Source organism: Bacillus halotolerans (assembly GCF_004006435.1).
In the GTDB taxonomy this organism is placed as follows: Bacteria; Bacillota; Bacilli; order Bacillales; family Bacillaceae; genus Bacillus; species Bacillus halotolerans.
The window spans coordinates 1,875,581-1,893,691 of sequence record NZ_CP029364.1 but is presented as its reverse complement, the minus strand read 5'-3'; the positions used below and the strand labels follow the sequence as shown (position 1 = coordinate 1,893,691).

At 42.6% G+C, this 18,111-nt stretch carries 17 protein-coding genes and 1 other annotated feature; all 17 genes read left to right on the top strand.

The features are described 5' to 3' along the window. Positions 1-4: 4 nt before the first annotated feature. The 17 genes from rae1 to tuf all read left to right on the top strand — a co-directional run bounded on the left by rae1 (position 5) and on the right by tuf (position 18,058). Positions 5-517 carry a ribosome-dependent mRNA decay endonuclease Rae1/YacP gene (rae1, locus tag DIC78_RS09590; protein ID WP_044153431.1) on the top strand — a complete coding sequence of 171 codons (513 nt, stop codon included), beginning with the start codon at positions 5-7 and terminating at the stop codon, positions 515-517. Positions 518-579: 62 nt separating this feature from the next. Next, complete coding sequence (sigH, locus tag DIC78_RS09585) at positions 580-1,236, top strand: RNA polymerase sporulation sigma factor SigH (protein WP_003225758.1); 657 nt, start codon at positions 580-582, stop codon at positions 1,234-1,236. A 92-nt stretch (positions 1,237-1,328) separates the two neighbouring features. Next, positions 1,329-1,478 carry a 50S ribosomal protein L33 gene (gene rpmG / locus DIC78_RS09580; protein ID WP_003156421.1) on the top strand — a complete coding sequence of 50 codons (150 nt, stop codon included), beginning with the start codon at positions 1,329-1,331 and terminating at the stop codon, positions 1,476-1,478. A gap of 33 nt (positions 1,479-1,511) precedes the next feature. After that, positions 1,512-1,691: a preprotein translocase subunit SecE gene (gene secE, locus DIC78_RS09575; RefSeq protein ID WP_010327716.1), complete on the top strand. Its 180-nt coding sequence runs from the start codon at positions 1,512-1,514 to the stop codon at positions 1,689-1,691. 183 nt (positions 1,692-1,874) lie between these two features. Continuing rightward, positions 1,875-2,408: a transcription termination/antitermination protein NusG gene (nusG, locus tag DIC78_RS09570; RefSeq protein ID WP_010332761.1), complete on the top strand. Its 534-nt coding sequence runs from the start codon at positions 1,875-1,877 to the stop codon at positions 2,406-2,408. Between the two features lie 167 nt (positions 2,409-2,575). Then, positions 2,576-3,001 carry a 50S ribosomal protein L11 gene (gene rplK, locus DIC78_RS09565; RefSeq protein ID WP_003156430.1) on the top strand — a complete coding sequence of 142 codons (426 nt, stop codon included), beginning with the start codon at positions 2,576-2,578 and terminating at the stop codon, positions 2,999-3,001. A gap of 94 nt (positions 3,002-3,095) precedes the next feature. After that, complete coding sequence (rplA, locus tag DIC78_RS09560) at positions 3,096-3,794, top strand: 50S ribosomal protein L1 (protein ID WP_003225765.1); 699 nt, start codon at positions 3,096-3,098, stop codon at positions 3,792-3,794. A gap of 47 nt (positions 3,795-3,841) precedes the next feature. Continuing rightward, positions 3,842-3,982: a sequence feature (ribosomal protein L10 leader region), on the top strand. 64 nt (positions 3,983-4,046) lie between these two features. Next, complete coding sequence (rplJ, locus tag DIC78_RS09555) at positions 4,047-4,547, top strand: 50S ribosomal protein L10 (RefSeq protein WP_044153425.1); 501 nt, start codon at positions 4,047-4,049, stop codon at positions 4,545-4,547. A gap of 43 nt (positions 4,548-4,590) precedes the next feature. Continuing rightward, positions 4,591-4,962, top strand: coding sequence for a 50S ribosomal protein L7/L12 (gene rplL / locus DIC78_RS09550; protein WP_003156436.1), 372 nt, complete (start codon positions 4,591-4,593; stop codon positions 4,960-4,962). 90 nt (positions 4,963-5,052) lie between these two features. Then, a complete protein-coding gene (locus DIC78_RS09545) occupies positions 5,053-5,658 on the top strand; it encodes a class I SAM-dependent methyltransferase (RefSeq protein WP_127696160.1) in 606 nt (201 codons plus the stop codon). Positions 5,659-5,903: 245 nt separating this feature from the next. Next, complete coding sequence (gene rpoB / locus DIC78_RS09540; protein ID WP_044153423.1) at positions 5,904-9,485, top strand: DNA-directed RNA polymerase subunit beta; 3,582 nt, start codon at positions 5,904-5,906, stop codon at positions 9,483-9,485. Between the two features lie 61 nt (positions 9,486-9,546). After that, positions 9,547-13,146, top strand: a complete 3,600-nt coding sequence (gene rpoC, locus DIC78_RS09535; RefSeq protein ID WP_044153421.1) for a DNA-directed RNA polymerase subunit beta' — start codon at positions 9,547-9,549, stop codon at positions 13,144-13,146. Between the two features lie 179 nt (positions 13,147-13,325). Beyond that, complete coding sequence (locus DIC78_RS09530) at positions 13,326-13,574, top strand: 50S ribosomal protein L7ae-like protein (protein ID WP_059291694.1); 249 nt, start codon at positions 13,326-13,328, stop codon at positions 13,572-13,574. A 114-nt stretch (positions 13,575-13,688) separates the two neighbouring features. Further along, positions 13,689-14,105, top strand: a complete 417-nt coding sequence (gene rpsL, locus DIC78_RS09525; RefSeq protein WP_003156445.1) for a 30S ribosomal protein S12 — start codon at positions 13,689-13,691, stop codon at positions 14,103-14,105. Between the two features lie 41 nt (positions 14,106-14,146). Then, positions 14,147-14,617: a 30S ribosomal protein S7 gene (gene rpsG / locus DIC78_RS09520; RefSeq protein ID WP_003225784.1), complete on the top strand. Its 471-nt coding sequence runs from the start codon at positions 14,147-14,149 to the stop codon at positions 14,615-14,617. A 52-nt stretch (positions 14,618-14,669) separates the two neighbouring features. Next, on the top strand, positions 14,670-16,748 hold the full coding sequence (gene fusA, locus DIC78_RS09515; RefSeq protein WP_095714790.1) for an elongation factor G: 2,079 nt from the start codon (positions 14,670-14,672) through the stop codon (positions 16,746-16,748). A 119-nt stretch (positions 16,749-16,867) separates the two neighbouring features. Next, complete coding sequence (gene tuf / locus DIC78_RS09510; RefSeq protein WP_010332768.1) at positions 16,868-18,058, top strand: elongation factor Tu; 1,191 nt, start codon at positions 16,868-16,870, stop codon at positions 18,056-18,058. The last annotated feature ends 53 nt before the right edge of the window (positions 18,059-18,111 follow it).

Below are 18,111 nucleotides of genomic sequence, written 5' to 3'. Positions count from 1 at the left end.
ATCAATGGATATCCTGTTAGTAGACGGATACAACATGATTGGAGCCTGGCCGCAGCTGAAGGATTTAAAAGCGAATAGTTTTGAAGAGGCGAGAGACGTACTGATTCAGAAAATGGCGGAATATCAATCGTATACAGGAAACAGGGTTATTGTCGTATTTGACGCGCATCTTGTGAAGGGAATTGAGAAAAAACAGACTAACCACAGAGTTGAAGTGATTTTCACAAAAGAAAATGAGACTGCGGATGAGCGGATAGAAAAGCTGGCACAGGATTTGAATAACATTGCGACTCAAATTCATGTTGCGACCTCTGACTACACTGAGCAGTGGGCGATTTTCGGACAAGGGGCATTGCGAAAATCGGCCCGGGAGCTCTTGAGAGAGGTAGAAGCGATAGAAAGGCGAATCGAAAGGCGGGTAAGAAAGATCACTTCCGAAAAGCCAGCGGGTAAAATTGCTTTATCGGAAGAGGTTTTGAAAACGTTTGAAAAATGGCGGAGGGGCGACTTAGATTAAGTTGACGCTTTTTTGTCCAGTAATGTATAATATTTCTATCTACGTGCGCCGGGGGGATCGGAGTGAATCTACAGAACAACAAGGGAAAATTCAACAAAGAGCAGTTTTGCCAGTTGGAGGACGAGCAGGTCATTGAAAAGGTTCATGTTGGGGACAGTGATGCGTTAGATTACTTGATTACGAAGTACCGAAACTTTGTTCGTGCAAAAGCAAGATCCTATTTTTTAATAGGTGCGGACAGAGAAGATATTGTTCAGGAAGGAATGATAGGCCTCTATAAGTCTATTCGTGACTTCAAAGAGGACAAGCTTACCTCTTTCAAAGCTTTCGCAGAATTATGTATTACCCGCCAAATTATTACCGCAATAAAGACAGCTACTCGCCAGAAACACATTCCTTTGAATTCCTACGTCTCATTAGATAAACCGATTTTTGATGAAGAATCAGACCGAACGCTGCTTGATGTCATTTCGGGAGCGAAAACGTTAAACCCAGAAGAAATGATTATCAATCAGGAAGAATTTGATGATATTGAAATGAAAATGGGAGAACTTTTAAGTGATTTAGAGAGAAAAGTACTTGTATTATATCTAGACGGAAGAAGCTATCAAGAGATTTCAGATGAGCTGAACCGCCATGTGAAATCGATCGATAACGCCCTTCAGCGAGTCAAACGCAAGCTGGAGAAGTACCTGGAAATTCGCGAGATCAGTTTGTAATAGGGATTTATGGTATATTGACAGTATTTTTCTGACTATGATATGTTACTTAAGATAAGAACTAATGTCTATTTAGAAAAAGGTGTAATGACATGAGAAAAAAGATTACGTTAGCATGCAAAACATGCGGAAACCGTAACTATACGACAATGAAGAGCTCTGCATCAGCGGCTGAGCGATTAGAAGTAAAGAAATACTGCAGTACTTGCAATTCACATACAGCTCATCTTGAAACAAAATAGTGTTTGCGCTTTTAAATTGTGGAGGTCTTTTACATGCGTATTATGAGATTCTTTAAAGATGTTGGGAAAGAAATGAAAAAGGTAAGCTGGCCTAAAGGAAAAGAGTTAACTCGCTATACCATCACGGTTATTTCAACAGTTATCTTTTTTATTATCTTTTTTGCCCTCCTTGACACAGGAATTTCTCAATTAATTCGTTTAATAGTTGAATAATGATCAGCAATACGTGCTATAATAGATCATAATATCACTTGCCAAAACCCGTTCAGCGGGTTTTTTATTGTGGGTTAAAAATGAAAGTTATCATAGGCTTACCGCCTATTTTTTGCATGAAGCGTTATGGTAGTACACTAAAACCAAATGCGGGGAGGGAAGGACTGGACAGTCCTGAAGAGAATGGAAAAGAATTGGTATGTTGTTCACACGTACTCTGGTTATGAGAACAAAGTAAAAGCCAACCTGGAAAAACGTGTTGAATCAATGGGGATGCAGGATAAGATTTTTCGTGTAGTCGTACCTGAAGAAGAAGAGACAGATATCAAAAACGGCAAGAAAAAAGTCGTTAAAAAGAAAGTATTCCCTGGTTACGTCCTTGTTGAAATCGTCATGACGGATGATTCTTGGTATGTTGTCCGCAATACACCAGGTGTTACTGGATTCGTAGGTTCTGCCGGCTCTGGTTCAAAACCGACGGCGCTTCTTCCTGGCGAAGCAGAAACCATTCTGAAGAGAATGGGTATGGACGAACGCAAAACTGACATTGACTTTGAATTAAAAGAGACAGTGAAAGTGATAGACGGACCTTTTGCCAACTTTACGGGATCAATTGAAGAGATTGACTACGATAAAAGCAAGGTTAAAGTTTTCGTTAATATGTTCGGCCGTGAAACGCCGGTTGAGCTGGAATTTACCCAGATCGACAAATTGTAATGTGAAAAAACTTGAAATTGCTATATATAAATGATAATATAGCAAAGGTACGTCTTGGACTTATCCAAGGCAGCTAGCTTGATATTTCATCATTCATATAAAGAATGAAACCTTGAGTGGGAGGGTTTACCCTATTACCACATCACGGACTTAAGGAGGTGTGTCTCGTGGCTAAAAAAGTAGTAAAAGTTGTAAAATTGCAAATTCCTGCTGGAAAAGCTAACCCAGCGCCGCCAGTTGGACCTGCACTAGGTCAAGCCGGTGTTAATATCATGGGATTCTGTAAGGAGTTTAACGCTCGTACAGCTGACCAAGCTGGTTTAATCATTCCTGTTGAAATTTCGGTTTACGAAGACCGTTCATTTACATTTATTACAAAAACTCCACCTGCTGCAGTATTGCTTAAAAAAGCAGCTGGAATTGAGTCTGGTTCTGGTGAACCAAACCGTAATAAAGTGGCAACCGTTAAGCGCGATAAAGTACGCGAAATCGCTGAAACGAAAATGCCTGACTTAAACGCAGCAGACGTTGAAGCGGCAATGCGCATGGTTGAAGGTACTGCACGCAGTATGGGTATTGTAATCGAGGATTAATTTGTTTCTTGTCGGGTTGCGAGTTTTCACAAGTTCGCAACCCTTATTCGTGGGAGGTTATTCCGCTATAACCACATAAGGAGGAAATTTTAAAATGGCTAAAAAAGGTAAAAAGTACGCAGAAGCTGCTAAGCTTGTAGATCGTGCGAAAGCTTACGATGTTTCTGAAGCAGTAGCTCTCGTTAAAAAAACAAACACAGCTAAATTCGACGCTACAGTTGAAGTTGCATTCCGTCTAGGGGTTGACCCTCGTAAAAACGACCAGCAAATCCGCGGAGCAGTTGTGCTTCCAAACGGAACTGGTAAAACTCAGCGCGTTCTCGTTTTCGCAAAAGGCGAAAAAGCGAAAGAAGCTGAAGCTGCTGGTGCAGATTACGTTGGAGATACTGACTACATCAACAAAATTCAACAAGGCTGGTTCGATTTCGATGTAATCGTAGCTACACCTGACATGATGGGTGAAGTTGGTAAAATCGGTCGTGTACTTGGACCAAAAGGTTTAATGCCAAACCCTAAAACTGGTACAGTTACTTTCGAAGTTGAAAAAGCAATCGGCGAAATCAAAGCTGGTAAAGTTGAATACCGCGTTGATAAAGCTGGAAACATCCATGTTCCTATCGGTAAAGTTTCTTTCGAGGATGAAAAACTTGTTGAGAACTTCACAACAATGTATGATACAATCCTGAAAGCAAAACCTGCTGCAGCAAAAGGTGTTTACGTGAAAAACGTTGCTGTAACTTCTACTATGGGACCTGGTGTCAAAGTAGACGCTTCAACTTTCAACGTAAAATAATATTGACATGAATTCAACATTCTGATATGATTCAAAATGTTGTAAAATATAATATATCATTTATACCGTAGACAGTAGGGGCTTAACAGCTTAATATTCCTACCGAGGTGTATATTATCACAGCTATTACGTTACGTATGCTTGTATATACAGCCTCCATGTCTCATGGAGGCTTTTTATATGGAATCCGTTTCTCAGTCGTGATCACCTGACGGTATAAGTGTTACACAAGAATCTACAGGAGGTGTAACCATGAGCAGCGCAATTGAAACAAAAAAAGTTGTTGTTGAAGAAATTGCTTCTAAATTAAAAGAAAGCAAATCAACGATCATCGTTGATTACCGCGGACTTAACGTTTCTGAAGTAACAGAACTTCGTAAACAGCTTCGTGAAGCTAACGTTGAGTTCAAAGTTTACAAAAACACAATGACTCGCCGTGCGGTTGAACAAGCTGAACTTGATGGTTTGAATGATGTCTTAACTGGACCGAATGCAATTGCATTCAGTACTGAGGATGTTGTCGCTCCAGCTAAAGTTCTAAACGAGTTTGCTAAACAGCATGAAGCTCTTGAAATCAAAGCTGGCGTTATCGAAGGTAAAGTTTCTACTGTTGAAGAAGTGAAAGCTCTTGCTGAACTTCCATCACGCGAAGGCTTGCTTTCTATGTTGCTTAGCGTACTTCAAGCTCCAGTTCGCAACCTTGCTCTTGCTGCAAAAGCTGTGGCAGATCAAAAGGAAGAACAAGGCGCTTAATCTAATCAGTTTTTAAAAATCAAAACAAATGGAGGAATTACAAATGGCTTTAAATATCGAAGAAATCATTGCTTCCGTTAAAGAAGCAACTGTACTTGAATTGAACGACCTAGTAAAAGCAATCGAAGAAGAATTTGGCGTAACTGCTGCTGCTCCTGTAGCTGTAGCTGGCGGAGCTGCTGCAGGCGGAGCTGCTGAAGAGCAAAGCGAATTCGACCTTATCCTTGCTGGTGCAGGTTCTCAAAAAATCAAAGTTATCAAAGTTGTACGTGAAATCACTGGTCTTGGCTTGAAAGAAGCTAAAGAACTTGTTGACAACACTCCAAAACCACTTAAAGAAGGTATTGCTAAAGAAGAAGCTGAAGAGCTTAAAGCTAAACTTGAAGAAGTTGGCGCTTCTGTAGAAGTTAAGTAATCTTCACTTGCCTGTAGGGGAAGCTCGCTTTTATGAGGCGGGCTTTTTCTTTGCCATTCTTTAAGTTATGAAAAAAAGGAGGTTCTAATAATGAGTGAGCACTATTATTCAGAAAAACCTTCAGTAAAAAGCAACAAACAAACATGGTCTTTTAGGCTTCGAAACAAGGAGTTTACGTTTACCAGCGACAGCGGTGTTTTTTCTAAAAAGGAAGTCGATTTTGGCTCGCGCCTGCTGGTCGAATCTTTTGAAGAGCCTGAAGTTGAGGGCGGCTTTCTAGATGCAGGCTGCGGCTATGGCCCGATTGGATTATCGCTGGCCAGCGACTTTAAAGACCGGACCATCCACATGATTGATGTTAATGAAAGAGCCGTAGAGTTATCAAATGAAAATGCAGAACGAAACGGAATAACAAATGTTGAGATTTACCAAAGCGATTTGTTTTCAAACGTTGACTCTGCTCAAACATTTGCTTCTATTCTTACAAATCCCCCAATCCGAGCCGGAAAAAAAGTTGTCCATGCTATCTTTGAGAAAAGCGCTGAACACTTAAAAGCTTCAGGTGAATTGTGGATCGTCATACAGAAAAAACAAGGTGCGCCTTCTGCCATTGAAAAGCTTGAGGAACTGTTCGAAGAAGTTTCTGTCGTTCAAAAAAAGAAAGGCTATTATATCATAAAAGCAAAAAAAGTTTGACTCGGTATTTTGGCTATGTTAATATTATAAAATGCCAATGTATATATTTAGATTGATATGATGAAATGTCAATATCTATGTATAAATTATACAAGTATGGAAATGCTAATAAAATCGGTATTTGTTTTTGGATGTGGTTTTCTTAATTAGAAACCCTTTTTTCTTTTGTCTTGTAAAAGTGTTTTCTTTCTTTGGAAGAAATGCTTATTACACATATAATACGCATGATTTGAGGGGTGAATCAGTTGACAGGTCAACTAGTTCAGTATGGACGACACCGCCAGCGCAGAAGCTATGCTCGCATTAGCGAAGTGTTAGAATTACCAAATCTCATTGAAATTCAAACCTCTTCTTATCAGTGGTTTCTTGATGAGGGTCTTAGAGAGATGTTTCAAGACATATCGCCAATTGAGGATTTCACTGGTAACCTCTCTCTTGAGTTCATTGATTACAGTTTAGGGGAGCCTAAATATCCTGTAGAGGAATCAAAAGAACGTGATGTGACTTACTCAGCTCCGCTAAGAGTGAAGGTTCGTTTAATTAACAAAGAAACTGGAGAGGTAAAAGACCAAGATGTCTTCATGGGTGATTTCCCTATTATGACAGATACAGGTACTTTTATCATAAACGGTGCGGAACGCGTTATCGTTTCCCAGCTTGTTCGGTCTCCAAGTGTATATTTCAGTGGTAAAGTAGACAAAAACGGTAAAAAAGGTTTTACCGCAACTGTCATTCCAAACCGTGGCGCATGGTTAGAATACGAAACTGATGCGAAAGATGTTGTTTATGTACGCATTGATCGCACACGTAAGTTGCCGGTTACGGTTCTTTTGCGTGCTCTCGGCTTCGGCTCCGATCAAGAGATTCTTGATCTTGTAGGAGAAAACGAATACCTGCGAAATACGCTTGATAAAGATAACACAGAAAACAGCGATAAAGCGCTGCTCGAAATCTACGAGCGCCTCCGTCCTGGAGAGCCGCCTACAGTGGAAAATGCGAAAAGCTTGCTTGATTCTCGTTTCTTTGATCCGAAACGATACGATCTTGCCAATGTAGGACGCTATAAAATTAATAAAAAGCTTCATATTAAAAATCGCCTCTTTAATCAGAGACTTGCTGAAACGCTTGTTGATCCTGAAACAGGAGAAATCCTGGCTGAAAAAGGTCAGATTCTTGATAGAAGAACTCTTGATAAAGTACTGCCATACTTAGAAAACGGAATCGGTTTCAGAAAGCTGTATCCGAACGGCGGTGTTGTTGAGGACGAAGTAACGCTTCAATCCATTAAGATCTTTGCTCCTACTGATCAAGAAGGAGAACAGGTTATTAATGTCATCGGCAATGCTTACGTTGAAGAAGAGATTAAAAACATTACACCTGCTGATATTATTTCTTCTATCAGCTACTTCTTCAACTTGCTGCACGGAGTAGGCGACACAGATGATATTGACCATCTTGGAAACCGCCGTTTACGTTCTGTAGGTGAACTTCTCCAGAACCAATTCCGTATCGGTTTAAGCCGTATGGAGCGTGTGGTTCGTGAGAGAATGTCAATTCAAGATACGAATACAATTACACCTCAGCAGCTGATCAATATTCGTCCTGTTATTGCGTCCATTAAAGAGTTCTTTGGAAGCTCTCAGCTTTCTCAATTCATGGACCAGACGAACCCGCTTGCTGAATTAACACATAAGCGCCGTCTGTCGGCTCTTGGACCGGGCGGATTGACACGTGAGCGTGCCGGAATGGAAGTGCGTGACGTTCACTACTCCCACTATGGCCGTATGTGTCCGATTGAAACGCCAGAGGGACCGAACATCGGTTTGATCAACTCACTATCATCATATGCAAAAGTAAACCGTTTTGGCTTTATTGAAACGCCATATCGCCGCGTTGATCCTGAAACAGGAAAAGTGACGCCGAGAATCGATTACTTAACTGCTGATGAAGAAGATAACTACGTTGTTGCTCAGGCAAATGCACGACTCGATGACGAAGGTGCGTTTGTGGATGACAGCATTGTAGCCCGTTTCCGCGGAGAGAACACCGTTGTTCCTAGAAACCGTGTTGATTACATGGATGTATCGCCTAAGCAGGTAGTATCTGCTGCGACAGCATGTATCCCGTTCTTAGAAAACGATGACTCGAACCGTGCCCTAATGGGAGCGAACATGCAGCGTCAGGCTGTGCCTTTGATGCAGCCGGAAGCGCCATTTGTAGGAACTGGTATGGAATACGTATCAGGTAAAGACTCTGGTGCCGCTGTGATTTGTAAACACCCTGGTATCGTTGAACGTGTAGAAGCGAAAAACGTTTGGGTTCGCCGCTATGAAGAAGTAGACGGTCAAAAAGTAAAAGGAAACCTGGATAAATACAGCTTGCTGAAATTTGTCCGCTCTAACCAAGGTACTTGCTACAACCAGCGTCCGATCGTAAGTGTCGGCGATGAAGTGGTAAAAGGAGAAATCCTTGCTGACGGTCCTTCTATGGAGCTTGGTGAACTTGCACTTGGCCGTAACGTAATGGTCGGCTTCATGACATGGGATGGCTACAACTATGAGGATGCCATCATCATGAGTGAACGTCTTGTGAAAGATGATGTTTATACATCTATTCACATTGAAGAATATGAATCAGAAGCACGTGATACTAAACTCGGGCCTGAAGAAATCACCCGTGATATTCCGAACGTCGGTGAAGATGCGCTTCGCAATCTTGATGACCGCGGAATTATCCGTATCGGGGCAGAAGTAAAAGACGGAGATCTTCTTGTTGGTAAAGTAACGCCTAAGGGTGTAACAGAACTTACTGCAGAAGAACGCCTTCTTCATGCCATCTTTGGTGAAAAAGCCCGCGAGGTTCGTGATACTTCTCTTCGTGTGCCTCACGGCGGCGGAGGAATTATTCACGATGTTAAAGTCTTCAACCGTGAGGACGGAGACGAACTTCCTCCAGGTGTAAACCAGTTAGTACGCGTATATATCGTTCAGAAACGTAAAATTTCTGAAGGGGATAAAATGGCCGGTCGTCACGGTAACAAAGGTGTTATTTCTAAGATTCTTCCTGAAGAGGATATGCCTTATCTTCCTGACGGCACACCAATTGATATCATGCTTAACCCGCTGGGCGTACCATCACGTATGAACATCGGGCAGGTATTAGAGCTTCACATGGGTATGGCCGCTCGTTACCTCGGCATCCACATTGCGTCACCGGTATTTGACGGAGCGCGTGAAGAGGATGTTTGGGAAACACTTGAAGAAGCCGGAATGTCTCGTGACGCTAAAACCGTTCTTTACGACGGACGTACCGGAGAGCCGTTTGATAACCGTGTATCTGTCGGTATCATGTACATGATTAAACTGGCTCACATGGTTGACGATAAACTTCATGCACGCTCTACAGGTCCTTACTCACTTGTTACGCAGCAGCCTCTTGGCGGTAAAGCTCAATTTGGCGGACAGCGTTTTGGTGAGATGGAGGTTTGGGCACTTGAAGCTTACGGTGCAGCTTACACTCTTCAAGAGATTCTGACTGTTAAGTCTGATGACGTGGTTGGACGTGTGAAAACATACGAAGCCATCGTTAAAGGCGACAACGTTCCTGAACCTGGTGTTCCGGAATCATTCAAAGTATTAATTAAAGAACTTCAAAGTTTAGGTATGGATGTGAAAATCCTTTCTAGCGATGAAGAAGAAATAGAAATGAGAGATTTAGAAGACGAAGAAGATGCAAAACAAGCTGACGGCCTGGCGTTATCAGGTGATGAAGAGCCGGAAGAAACAGCATCTGCAGACGTTGAACGCGATGTAGTAACAAAAGAATAATCTCTAGTTATAAAGGCAAGTGACATCGGTTAATCCGAAGATAAAAAGGGAGGTAGGCCCCTTGCTAGATGTGAACAATTTTGAGTATATGAACATCGGTCTTGCTTCACCGGATAAAATCCGTTCATGGTCTTTTGGTGAAGTGAAAAAGCCTGAAACGATAAACTATCGTACGTTAAAACCTGAAAAGGACGGTCTATTCTGCGAACGCATTTTCGGACCGACTAAGGACTGGGAATGTCATTGCGGGAAGTACAAGCGAGTTCGTTATAAAGGCGTAGTTTGTGACCGCTGCGGAGTTGAAGTAACACGGGCTAAAGTCCGTCGTGAGAGAATGGGGCACATTGAACTGGCTGCCCCAGTTTCCCACATTTGGTATTTCAAAGGTATCCCAAGTCGTATGGGTCTAGTGTTAGATATGTCGCCTCGTGCACTGGAAGAAGTTATTTACTTTGCTTCTTACGTTGTAACTGATCCGGCAAACACACCGCTTGAAAAGAAACAGCTTCTATCAGAAAAGGAATACCGTGCGTATCTTGATAAGTACGGTAATAAGTTCCAAGCATCTATGGGTGCGGAAGCGATTCATAAACTTCTTCAAGATATCGATCTTGTAAAAGAAGTTGATATGTTAAAAGAAGAGCTGAAAACATCTCAAGGACAGCGTCGTACTCGTGCGATCAAACGCCTTGAAGTTTTGGAAGCCTTCCGTAACTCAGGAAACAAGCCTTCTTGGATGATCCTTGATGTGCTTCCTGTTATTCCTCCTGAGCTCAGACCGATGGTTCAGCTTGATGGCGGACGTTTTGCGACTTCTGATTTGAACGACCTTTATCGTCGTGTCATCAACCGTAACAATCGTTTGAAACGCCTTTTAGACCTTGGTGCGCCTAGCATTATCGTTCAAAACGAAAAGCGTATGCTTCAAGAGGCTGTCGATGCTTTAATTGACAACGGCCGTCGCGGACGCCCTGTAACAGGTCCTGGTAACAGACCATTAAAATCTCTTTCTCACATGCTGAAAGGGAAGCAAGGCCGTTTCCGTCAAAACCTTCTTGGTAAACGTGTCGATTACTCCGGACGTTCTGTAATCGTCGTTGGTCCTCATCTGAAAATGTACCAATGCGGATTACCGAAGGAAATGGCGCTCGAACTTTTCAAACCTTTCGTTATGAAAGAGCTTGTTGAAAAGGGTCTTGCTCACAACATTAAGAGTGCGAAACGTAAAATTGAGCGCGTACAGCCTGAAGTATGGGATGTACTAGAATCAGTTATCAAGGAGCACCCGGTCCTTCTGAACCGTGCCCCTACGCTTCACAGATTAGGTATCCAAGCGTTTGAACCGACACTTGTTGAAGGACGCGCAATCCGTCTTCACCCGCTCGTATGTACAGCTTATAACGCTGACTTTGACGGTGACCAAATGGCGGTTCACGTACCATTATCTGCAGAAGCTCAAGCTGAAGCACGCATCTTGATGCTTGCCGCTCAAAACATCTTGAACCCTAAAGATGGTAAACCAGTTGTAACACCGTCTCAGGATATGGTACTGGGTAACTATTACCTGACTCTGGAGCGTGCTGGTGCTGTTGGTGAAGGTATGGTCTTCAAGAATACGGATGAAGCGCTTCTTGCTTATCAAAACGGATATGTTCACCTTCATACGAGAGTGGCTGTTGCAGCGAACTCCCTTAAGAACGTGACATTTACCGAAGAACAGCGCTCAAAATTGTTAATTACAACTGTCGGTAAATTGGTCTTCAATGAAATTCTTCCAGAATCATTCCCTTACATGAATGAACCAACGAAGAGCAACATTGAAGAGAAAACACCAGACCGTTTCTTCTTAGAAAAAGGTGCCGATGTAAAAGCTGCCATCGCACAGCAGCCAATCAATGCACCGTTTAAAAAAGGTATTCTGGGTAAAATCATCGCGGAAATCTTTAAACGATTCCACATTACGGAAACGTCTAAAATGCTTGACCGCATGAAAAACCTAGGTTTCAGATATTCAACAAAAGCTGGTATTACAGTTGGGGTTTCTGATATCGTCGTTCTCGATGATAAACAAGAAATTCTTGAAGAAGCACAGGGCAAAGTTGATAACGTTATGAAGCAGTTCCGCCGCGGTCTGATCACTGAAGAAGAACGCTATGAGAGAGTTATCTCTATCTGGAGTTCTGCAAAAGACGTTATCCAAGGCAAACTGATGAAATCACTTGATGAGCTCAACCCGATCTACATGATGAGTGACTCTGGTGCCCGTGGTAACGCGTCTAACTTTACTCAGCTTGCCGGAATGCGCGGTCTGATGGCCAACCCGGCTGGACGTATCATTGAGTTACCGATCAAATCTAGTTTCCGTGAAGGTCTGACAGTATTGGAGTACTTTATCTCCACTCACGGTGCGCGTAAAGGTCTTGCCGATACCGCCCTTAAAACTGCTGACTCAGGTTACCTTACACGCCGTCTTGTTGACGTTGCACAGGATGTTATCATCCGTGAAACTGATTGCGGAACTGACCGTGGCATCCTTGCTCAACCGCTTAGAGAAGGCACTGAAATCATTGAGCGCTTAGAAGAACGCTTAATCGGCCGTTTTGCAAGAAAACAAGTGAAACACCCTGAAACAGGTGAAGTGCTTGTAAACGAAAACGAACTGATCGATGAAGATAAAGCGATTGAAATCGTTGAAGCCGGCATTGAAGAAGTGTGGATCCGTTCTGCCTTCACATGTAATACGCCTCATGGTGTATGTAAACGATGCTATGGCCGAAACCTTGCGACTGGTACCGATGTAGAAGTCGGAGAAGCAGTTGGAATCATCGCTGCCCAATCAATCGGTGAGCCTGGTACACAGTTAACAATGCGTACATTCCATACAGGCGGGGTTGCAGGAGACGATATCACACAGGGTCTTCCGCGTATCCAAGAGCTTTTCGAAGCGCGTAATCCAAAAGGTCAGGCAACAATTACCGAAATCGACGGTACAGTCGTTGAAATCAATGAAGTTCGCGACAAACAGCAGGAAATTGTGGTTCAAGGCGCAGTTGAAACACGCTCTTATACGGCACCATATAACTCCCGCTTAAAAGTAGCGGAAGGAGATAAAATTACTCGAGGCCAAGTGCTGACAGAAGGTTCAATCGATCCGAAGGAACTTCTTAAAGTGACTGACCTGACTACTGTTCAAGAGTATCTTCTTCATGAGGTTCAAAAGGTTTACCGTATGCAGGGTGTTGAAATCGGCGATAAACACGTAGAAGTAATGGTTCGCCAAATGCTTCGCAAAGTACGTGTGATTGATGCCGGTGAGACTGATGTGCTTCCTGGCTCATTACTTGATATTCACCAATTTACTGAAGCGAACAAAAAGGTATTGCTGGAAGGCAAACGTCCTGCTACAGGCCGTCCTGTCTTACTCGGTATTACCAAAGCTTCTCTTGAAACTGATTCATTCTTATCTGCTGCTTCCTTCCAGGAAACAACACGTGTCCTTACAGACGCAGCGATCAAAGGTAAGCGTGACGAACTTCTCGGCCTGAAAGAGAATGTTATCATCGGTAAGCTTGTTCCGGCTGGTACTGGAATGATGAAATACCGAAAAGTAAAACCTGTTTCAAATGTTCAGCCGACTGAGGACATGGTTCCGGTTGAATAACTGATATCATGCTGCTGAGAGACTGCAAAACAGTCTTTCAGCAGTCATATTTAAATAAAAAAATCACTCTATGAGAAGATAGAAACTAAAAAATGTCATACCTTGTTGACATTCGTCTCCTAGAATGATAATATAACCAAGGTGCTCGAAATAAACCTGTTACTTTGGAGGATATGTTTATGTCTTATGATAAAGTATCACAGGCCAAATCAATTATTATTGGTACGAAGCAAACAGTGAAAGCTCTAAAACGAGGTTCAGTAAAGGAAGTAGTCGTTGCAAAAGACGCGGATCCTATTCTTACGTCAAGTGTGATAACACTTGCGAAAGATAATGGGATTGCTGTCTCGATGGTTGAATCCATGAAAAAGCTCGGCAAAGCCTGCGGAATTGAAGTAGGAGCAGCAGCTGTTGCCATTATGTTATAACGTACTTTTTGTTTTTGCGTGAGATTTATTCTCGTGTAAAGACATTGTTTTTTGCCTATTGATGAACCACCTGGGTATGTGGGTTATAAAACGTAATGAAGGGAGGAACAAAACATGCCTACAATTAATCAGCTAATTCGCAAAGGACGCGTGAGTAAAGTAGAAAACTCAAAGTCTCCTGCACTTAACAAAGGATACAACAGCTTTAAAAAAGAGCACACTAATGTATCTTCTCCACAAAAACGCGGGGTATGTACTCGTGTTGGTACAATGACACCGAAAAAACCGAACTCAGCACTTCGTAAATATGCTCGTGTTCGTTTGACTAACGGAATTGAGGTTACTGCTTACATTCCTGGTATCGGTCACAACCTGCAAGAGCACAGTGTTGTACTTATCCGCGGCGGACGTGTAAAAGACTTACCAGGGGTACGTTACCACATCGTTCGTGGGGCGCTTGACACTGCTGGAGTTGAAAACCGTGCGCAAGGCCGTTCTAAATACGGTACTAAACGTCCTAAAGCAAAATAATAAACGTATAAACGTATAATTGATGAAGGGAGGATATTCAGATGCCACGTAAAGGTCCTGTAGCAAAAAGAGACGTTTTACCTGATCCGATTTACAACTCTAAGCTTGTATCTCGTCTAATCAACAAAATGATGATCGACGGTAAAAAAGGTAAGTCTCAAACAATCCTATACAAGTCATTCGATATCATTAAAGAACGTACTGGCAATGATGCAATGGAGGTTTTCGAACAAGCATTGAAAAACATCATGCCTGTACTTGAAGTAAAAGCACGCCGTGTAGGTGGTGCGAACTACCAAGTTCCTGTAGAAGTTCGTCCTGAACGTCGTACTACTCTTGGACTTCGCTGGTTAGTTAACTATGCTCGTCTTCGCGGAGAAAAAACGATGGAAGAGCGTTTAGCTAACGAAATCCTTGACGCAGCTAACAACACTGGAGCTGCTGTTAAGAAACGTGAAGATACTCATAAGATGGCTGAAGCAAACAAAGCATTTGCTCACTATCGTTGGTAGGATTTATATACTAAAAAACACAATTTCCCAATAAGGAAGGAGAAATTACCCAATGGCAAGAGAGTTCTCCTTAGACAAAACTCGTAATATCGGGATCATGGCTCACATTGATGCCGGTAAAACGACTACTACAGAACGTATCTTGTTCTATACTGGTCGTATCCACAAAATTGGTGAAACTCATGAAGGAGCTTCACAAATGGACTGGATGGAGCAGGAACAAGAACGTGGTATCACAATCACTTCCGCTGCGACAACTGCACAGTGGAAAGGATACCGCGTAAACATCATCGATACTCCAGGACACGTAGACTTCACAGTTGAAGTTGAACGTTCTCTTCGTGTACTTGATGGTGCTGTTGCTGTACTTGACGCACAGTCTGGCGTTGAGCCTCAAACAGAAACTGTTTGGCGTCAAGCAACAACTTACGGAGTACCGCGTATCGTTTTCGTCAACAAAATGGACAAAATCGGTGCAGACTTCCTTTACTCTGTAGGAACTTTAAGAGATCGTCTTCAAGCTAACGCGCATGCAATTCAATTGCCGATCGGTGCTGAAGACAACTTCGAAGGTATCATTGACCTAGTAGAAAACGTTGCGTATTTCTACGAAGATGATCTTGGAACTCGTTCTGATGCTAAAGAAATCCCTGAAGAGTACAAAGAGCAAGCTGAAGAGCTTCGCAACAGCCTCATTGAAGCTGTATGTGAGCTTGATGAAGAGCTTATGGACAAATACCTTGAGGGTGAAGAGATCACTATTGACGAGTTAAAAGCAGGTATCCGTAAAGGTACTTTAAATGTTGAATTCTACCCAGTTCTTGTGGGTTCTGCCTTCAAAAACAAAGGTGTTCAATTAGTACTTGATGCTGTTCTTGACTACCTTCCTGCACCAACAGACGTTGCTGCAATCAAAGGTATACGTCCTGATACAAATGAAGAGATTGAGCGTCATTCTTCTGATGACGAGCCATTCTCTGCATTAGCATTTAAAGTTATGACTGACCCTTACGTTGGTAAGCTGACGTTCTTCCGTGTGTACTCTGGAACACTTGATTCTGGTTCATACGTGAAAAACTCAACTAAAGGCAAACGTGAGCGTGTTGGACGTATCCTTCAAATGCACGCCAACAGCCGTGAAGAAATCTCTACTGTATATGCAGGAGATATCGCAGCTGCTGTAGGTCTAAAAGATACTTCTACTGGAGATACTCTATGTGATGAAAAGGATCTAGTTATCCTTGAATCAATGGAATTCCCAGAACCAGTTATCGACGTTGCAATTGAGCCTAAATCAAAAGCTGACCAAGATAAAATGGGTATCGCTTTAGCAAAACTTGCTGAAGAGGATCCAACATTCCGTACTCAAACAAACCCGGAAACTGGTCAGACAATCATCTCTGGTATGGGTGAGCTTCACCTTGATATCATTGTTGATCGTATGAAGCGTGAATTCAAAGTAGAAGCTAACGTTGGTGCTCCTCAAGTTGCGTACCGTGAAACATTCCGTTCCGGTGCAAAAGTTGAAGGTAAATTCGTACGTCAGTCTGGTGGACGCGGTCAGTTCGGTCACGTTTGGATTGAATTCGAACCAAACGAAGAAGGCGCTGGCTTTGAATTCGAAAATGCGATTGTCGGTGGGGTTGTTCCTCGTGAATACATCCCAGCTGTTCAAGCAGGTCTAGAAGATTCACTTGAAAATGGTGTATTAGCTGGATTCCCGCTTATCGACATTAAAGCAAAACTTTTTGATGGATCTTACCATGATGTTGACTCAAACGAAATGGCATTTAAAGTTGCTGCTTCTATGGCATTGAAAAATGCAGTCAGCAAATGTAACCCAGTTCTTCTTGAACCAATCATGAAAGTAGAAGTGGTTATTCCTGAAGAATACATGGGAGACATCATGGGTGATGTTACTTCTCGTCGCGGACGCGTAGAAGGTATGGAAGCTCGCGGTAACGCGCAAGTTGTTCGTGCGATGGTTCCTCTTGCTGAAATGTTCGGTTACGCTACTGCCCTTCGTTCTAACACGCAAGGTCGCGGTACGTTCACTATGCACATGGATCACTACGAAGAAGTGCCGAAGAGCATTGCTGAAGAAATTATCAAAAAAAATAAAGGCGAATAATTGATTTTGCCTCTTAACTCAAGTATAACTACTATTGTAAGATGAGGAAGTGAAAGCTTTCTTTCACTTCCTATCACTCTATACATTACTAATTAAAAGCTCTTAAGGAGGATTTTAGAATGGCTAAAGAAAAATTCGACCGTTCCAAATCACATGCCAATATCGGTACAATTGGACACGTTGACCATGGTAAAACAACTTTAACTGCTGCTATCACAACAGTACTTCATAAGAAATCTGGTAAAGGTACAGCTATGGCGTACGATCAAATCGATGGTGCACCAGAAGAACGTGAGCGCGGTATCACAATCTCTACTGCACACGTTGAGTATGAAACTGAAACTCGTCACTATGCACACGTTGACTGCCCAGGACACGCTGACTATGTTAAAAACATGATCACTGGTGCTGCGCAAATGGACGGAGCTATCCTAGTAGTATCTGCTGCTGATGGCCCAATGCCACAAACTCGTGAGCACATCCTTCTTTCTAAAAACGTTGGTGTACCATACATCGTTGTATTCTTAAACAAATGCGACATGGTAGACGACGAAGAGCTTCTTGAACTAGTTGAAATGGAAGTTCGCGATCTTCTTAGCGAATACGACTTCCCTGGTGATGATGTACCAGTTATCAAAGGTTCTGCTCTTAAAGCTCTTGAAGGAGATGCTGAGTACGAAGCTAAAATCTTCGAACTTATGGATGCAGTTGATGAGTACATCCCAACTCCAGAACGTGACACTGAAAAACCATTCATGATGCCAGTTGAGGACGTATTCTCAATCACTGGTCGTGGTACAGTTGCTACTGGACGTGTTGAGCGTGGACAAGTTAAAGTCGGTGACGAAGTTGAAATCATCGGTCTTCAAGAAGAAAACAGCAAAACAACTGTTACTGGTGTTGAAATGTTCCGTAAGCTTCTTGATTACGCTGAAGCTGGAGACAACATTGGAGCCCTTCTTCGCGGTGTAGCTCGTGAAGATATCCAACGTGGTCAAGTACTTGCTAAACCAGGTACAATCACTCCACACAGCAAATTCAAAGCTGAAGTTTACGTTCTTTCTAAAGAAGAGGGTGGACGTCATACTCCATTCTTCTCTAACTACCGTCCTCAGTTCTACTTCCGTACAACTGACGTAACTGGTATCATCCATCTTCCAGAAGGCGTAGAAATGGTTATGCCTGGAGACAACACTGAAATGAACGTTGAGCTTATCTCTACAATCGCTATCGAAGAAGGAACTCGTTTCTCTATTCGTGAAGGCGGACGTACTGTTGGTTCAGGCGTTGTTTCTACAATCACTGAGTAATAGTATATTGAAAACGAGACCCTTTGGGTCTCGTTTTTTTGTGTACTTTTTTG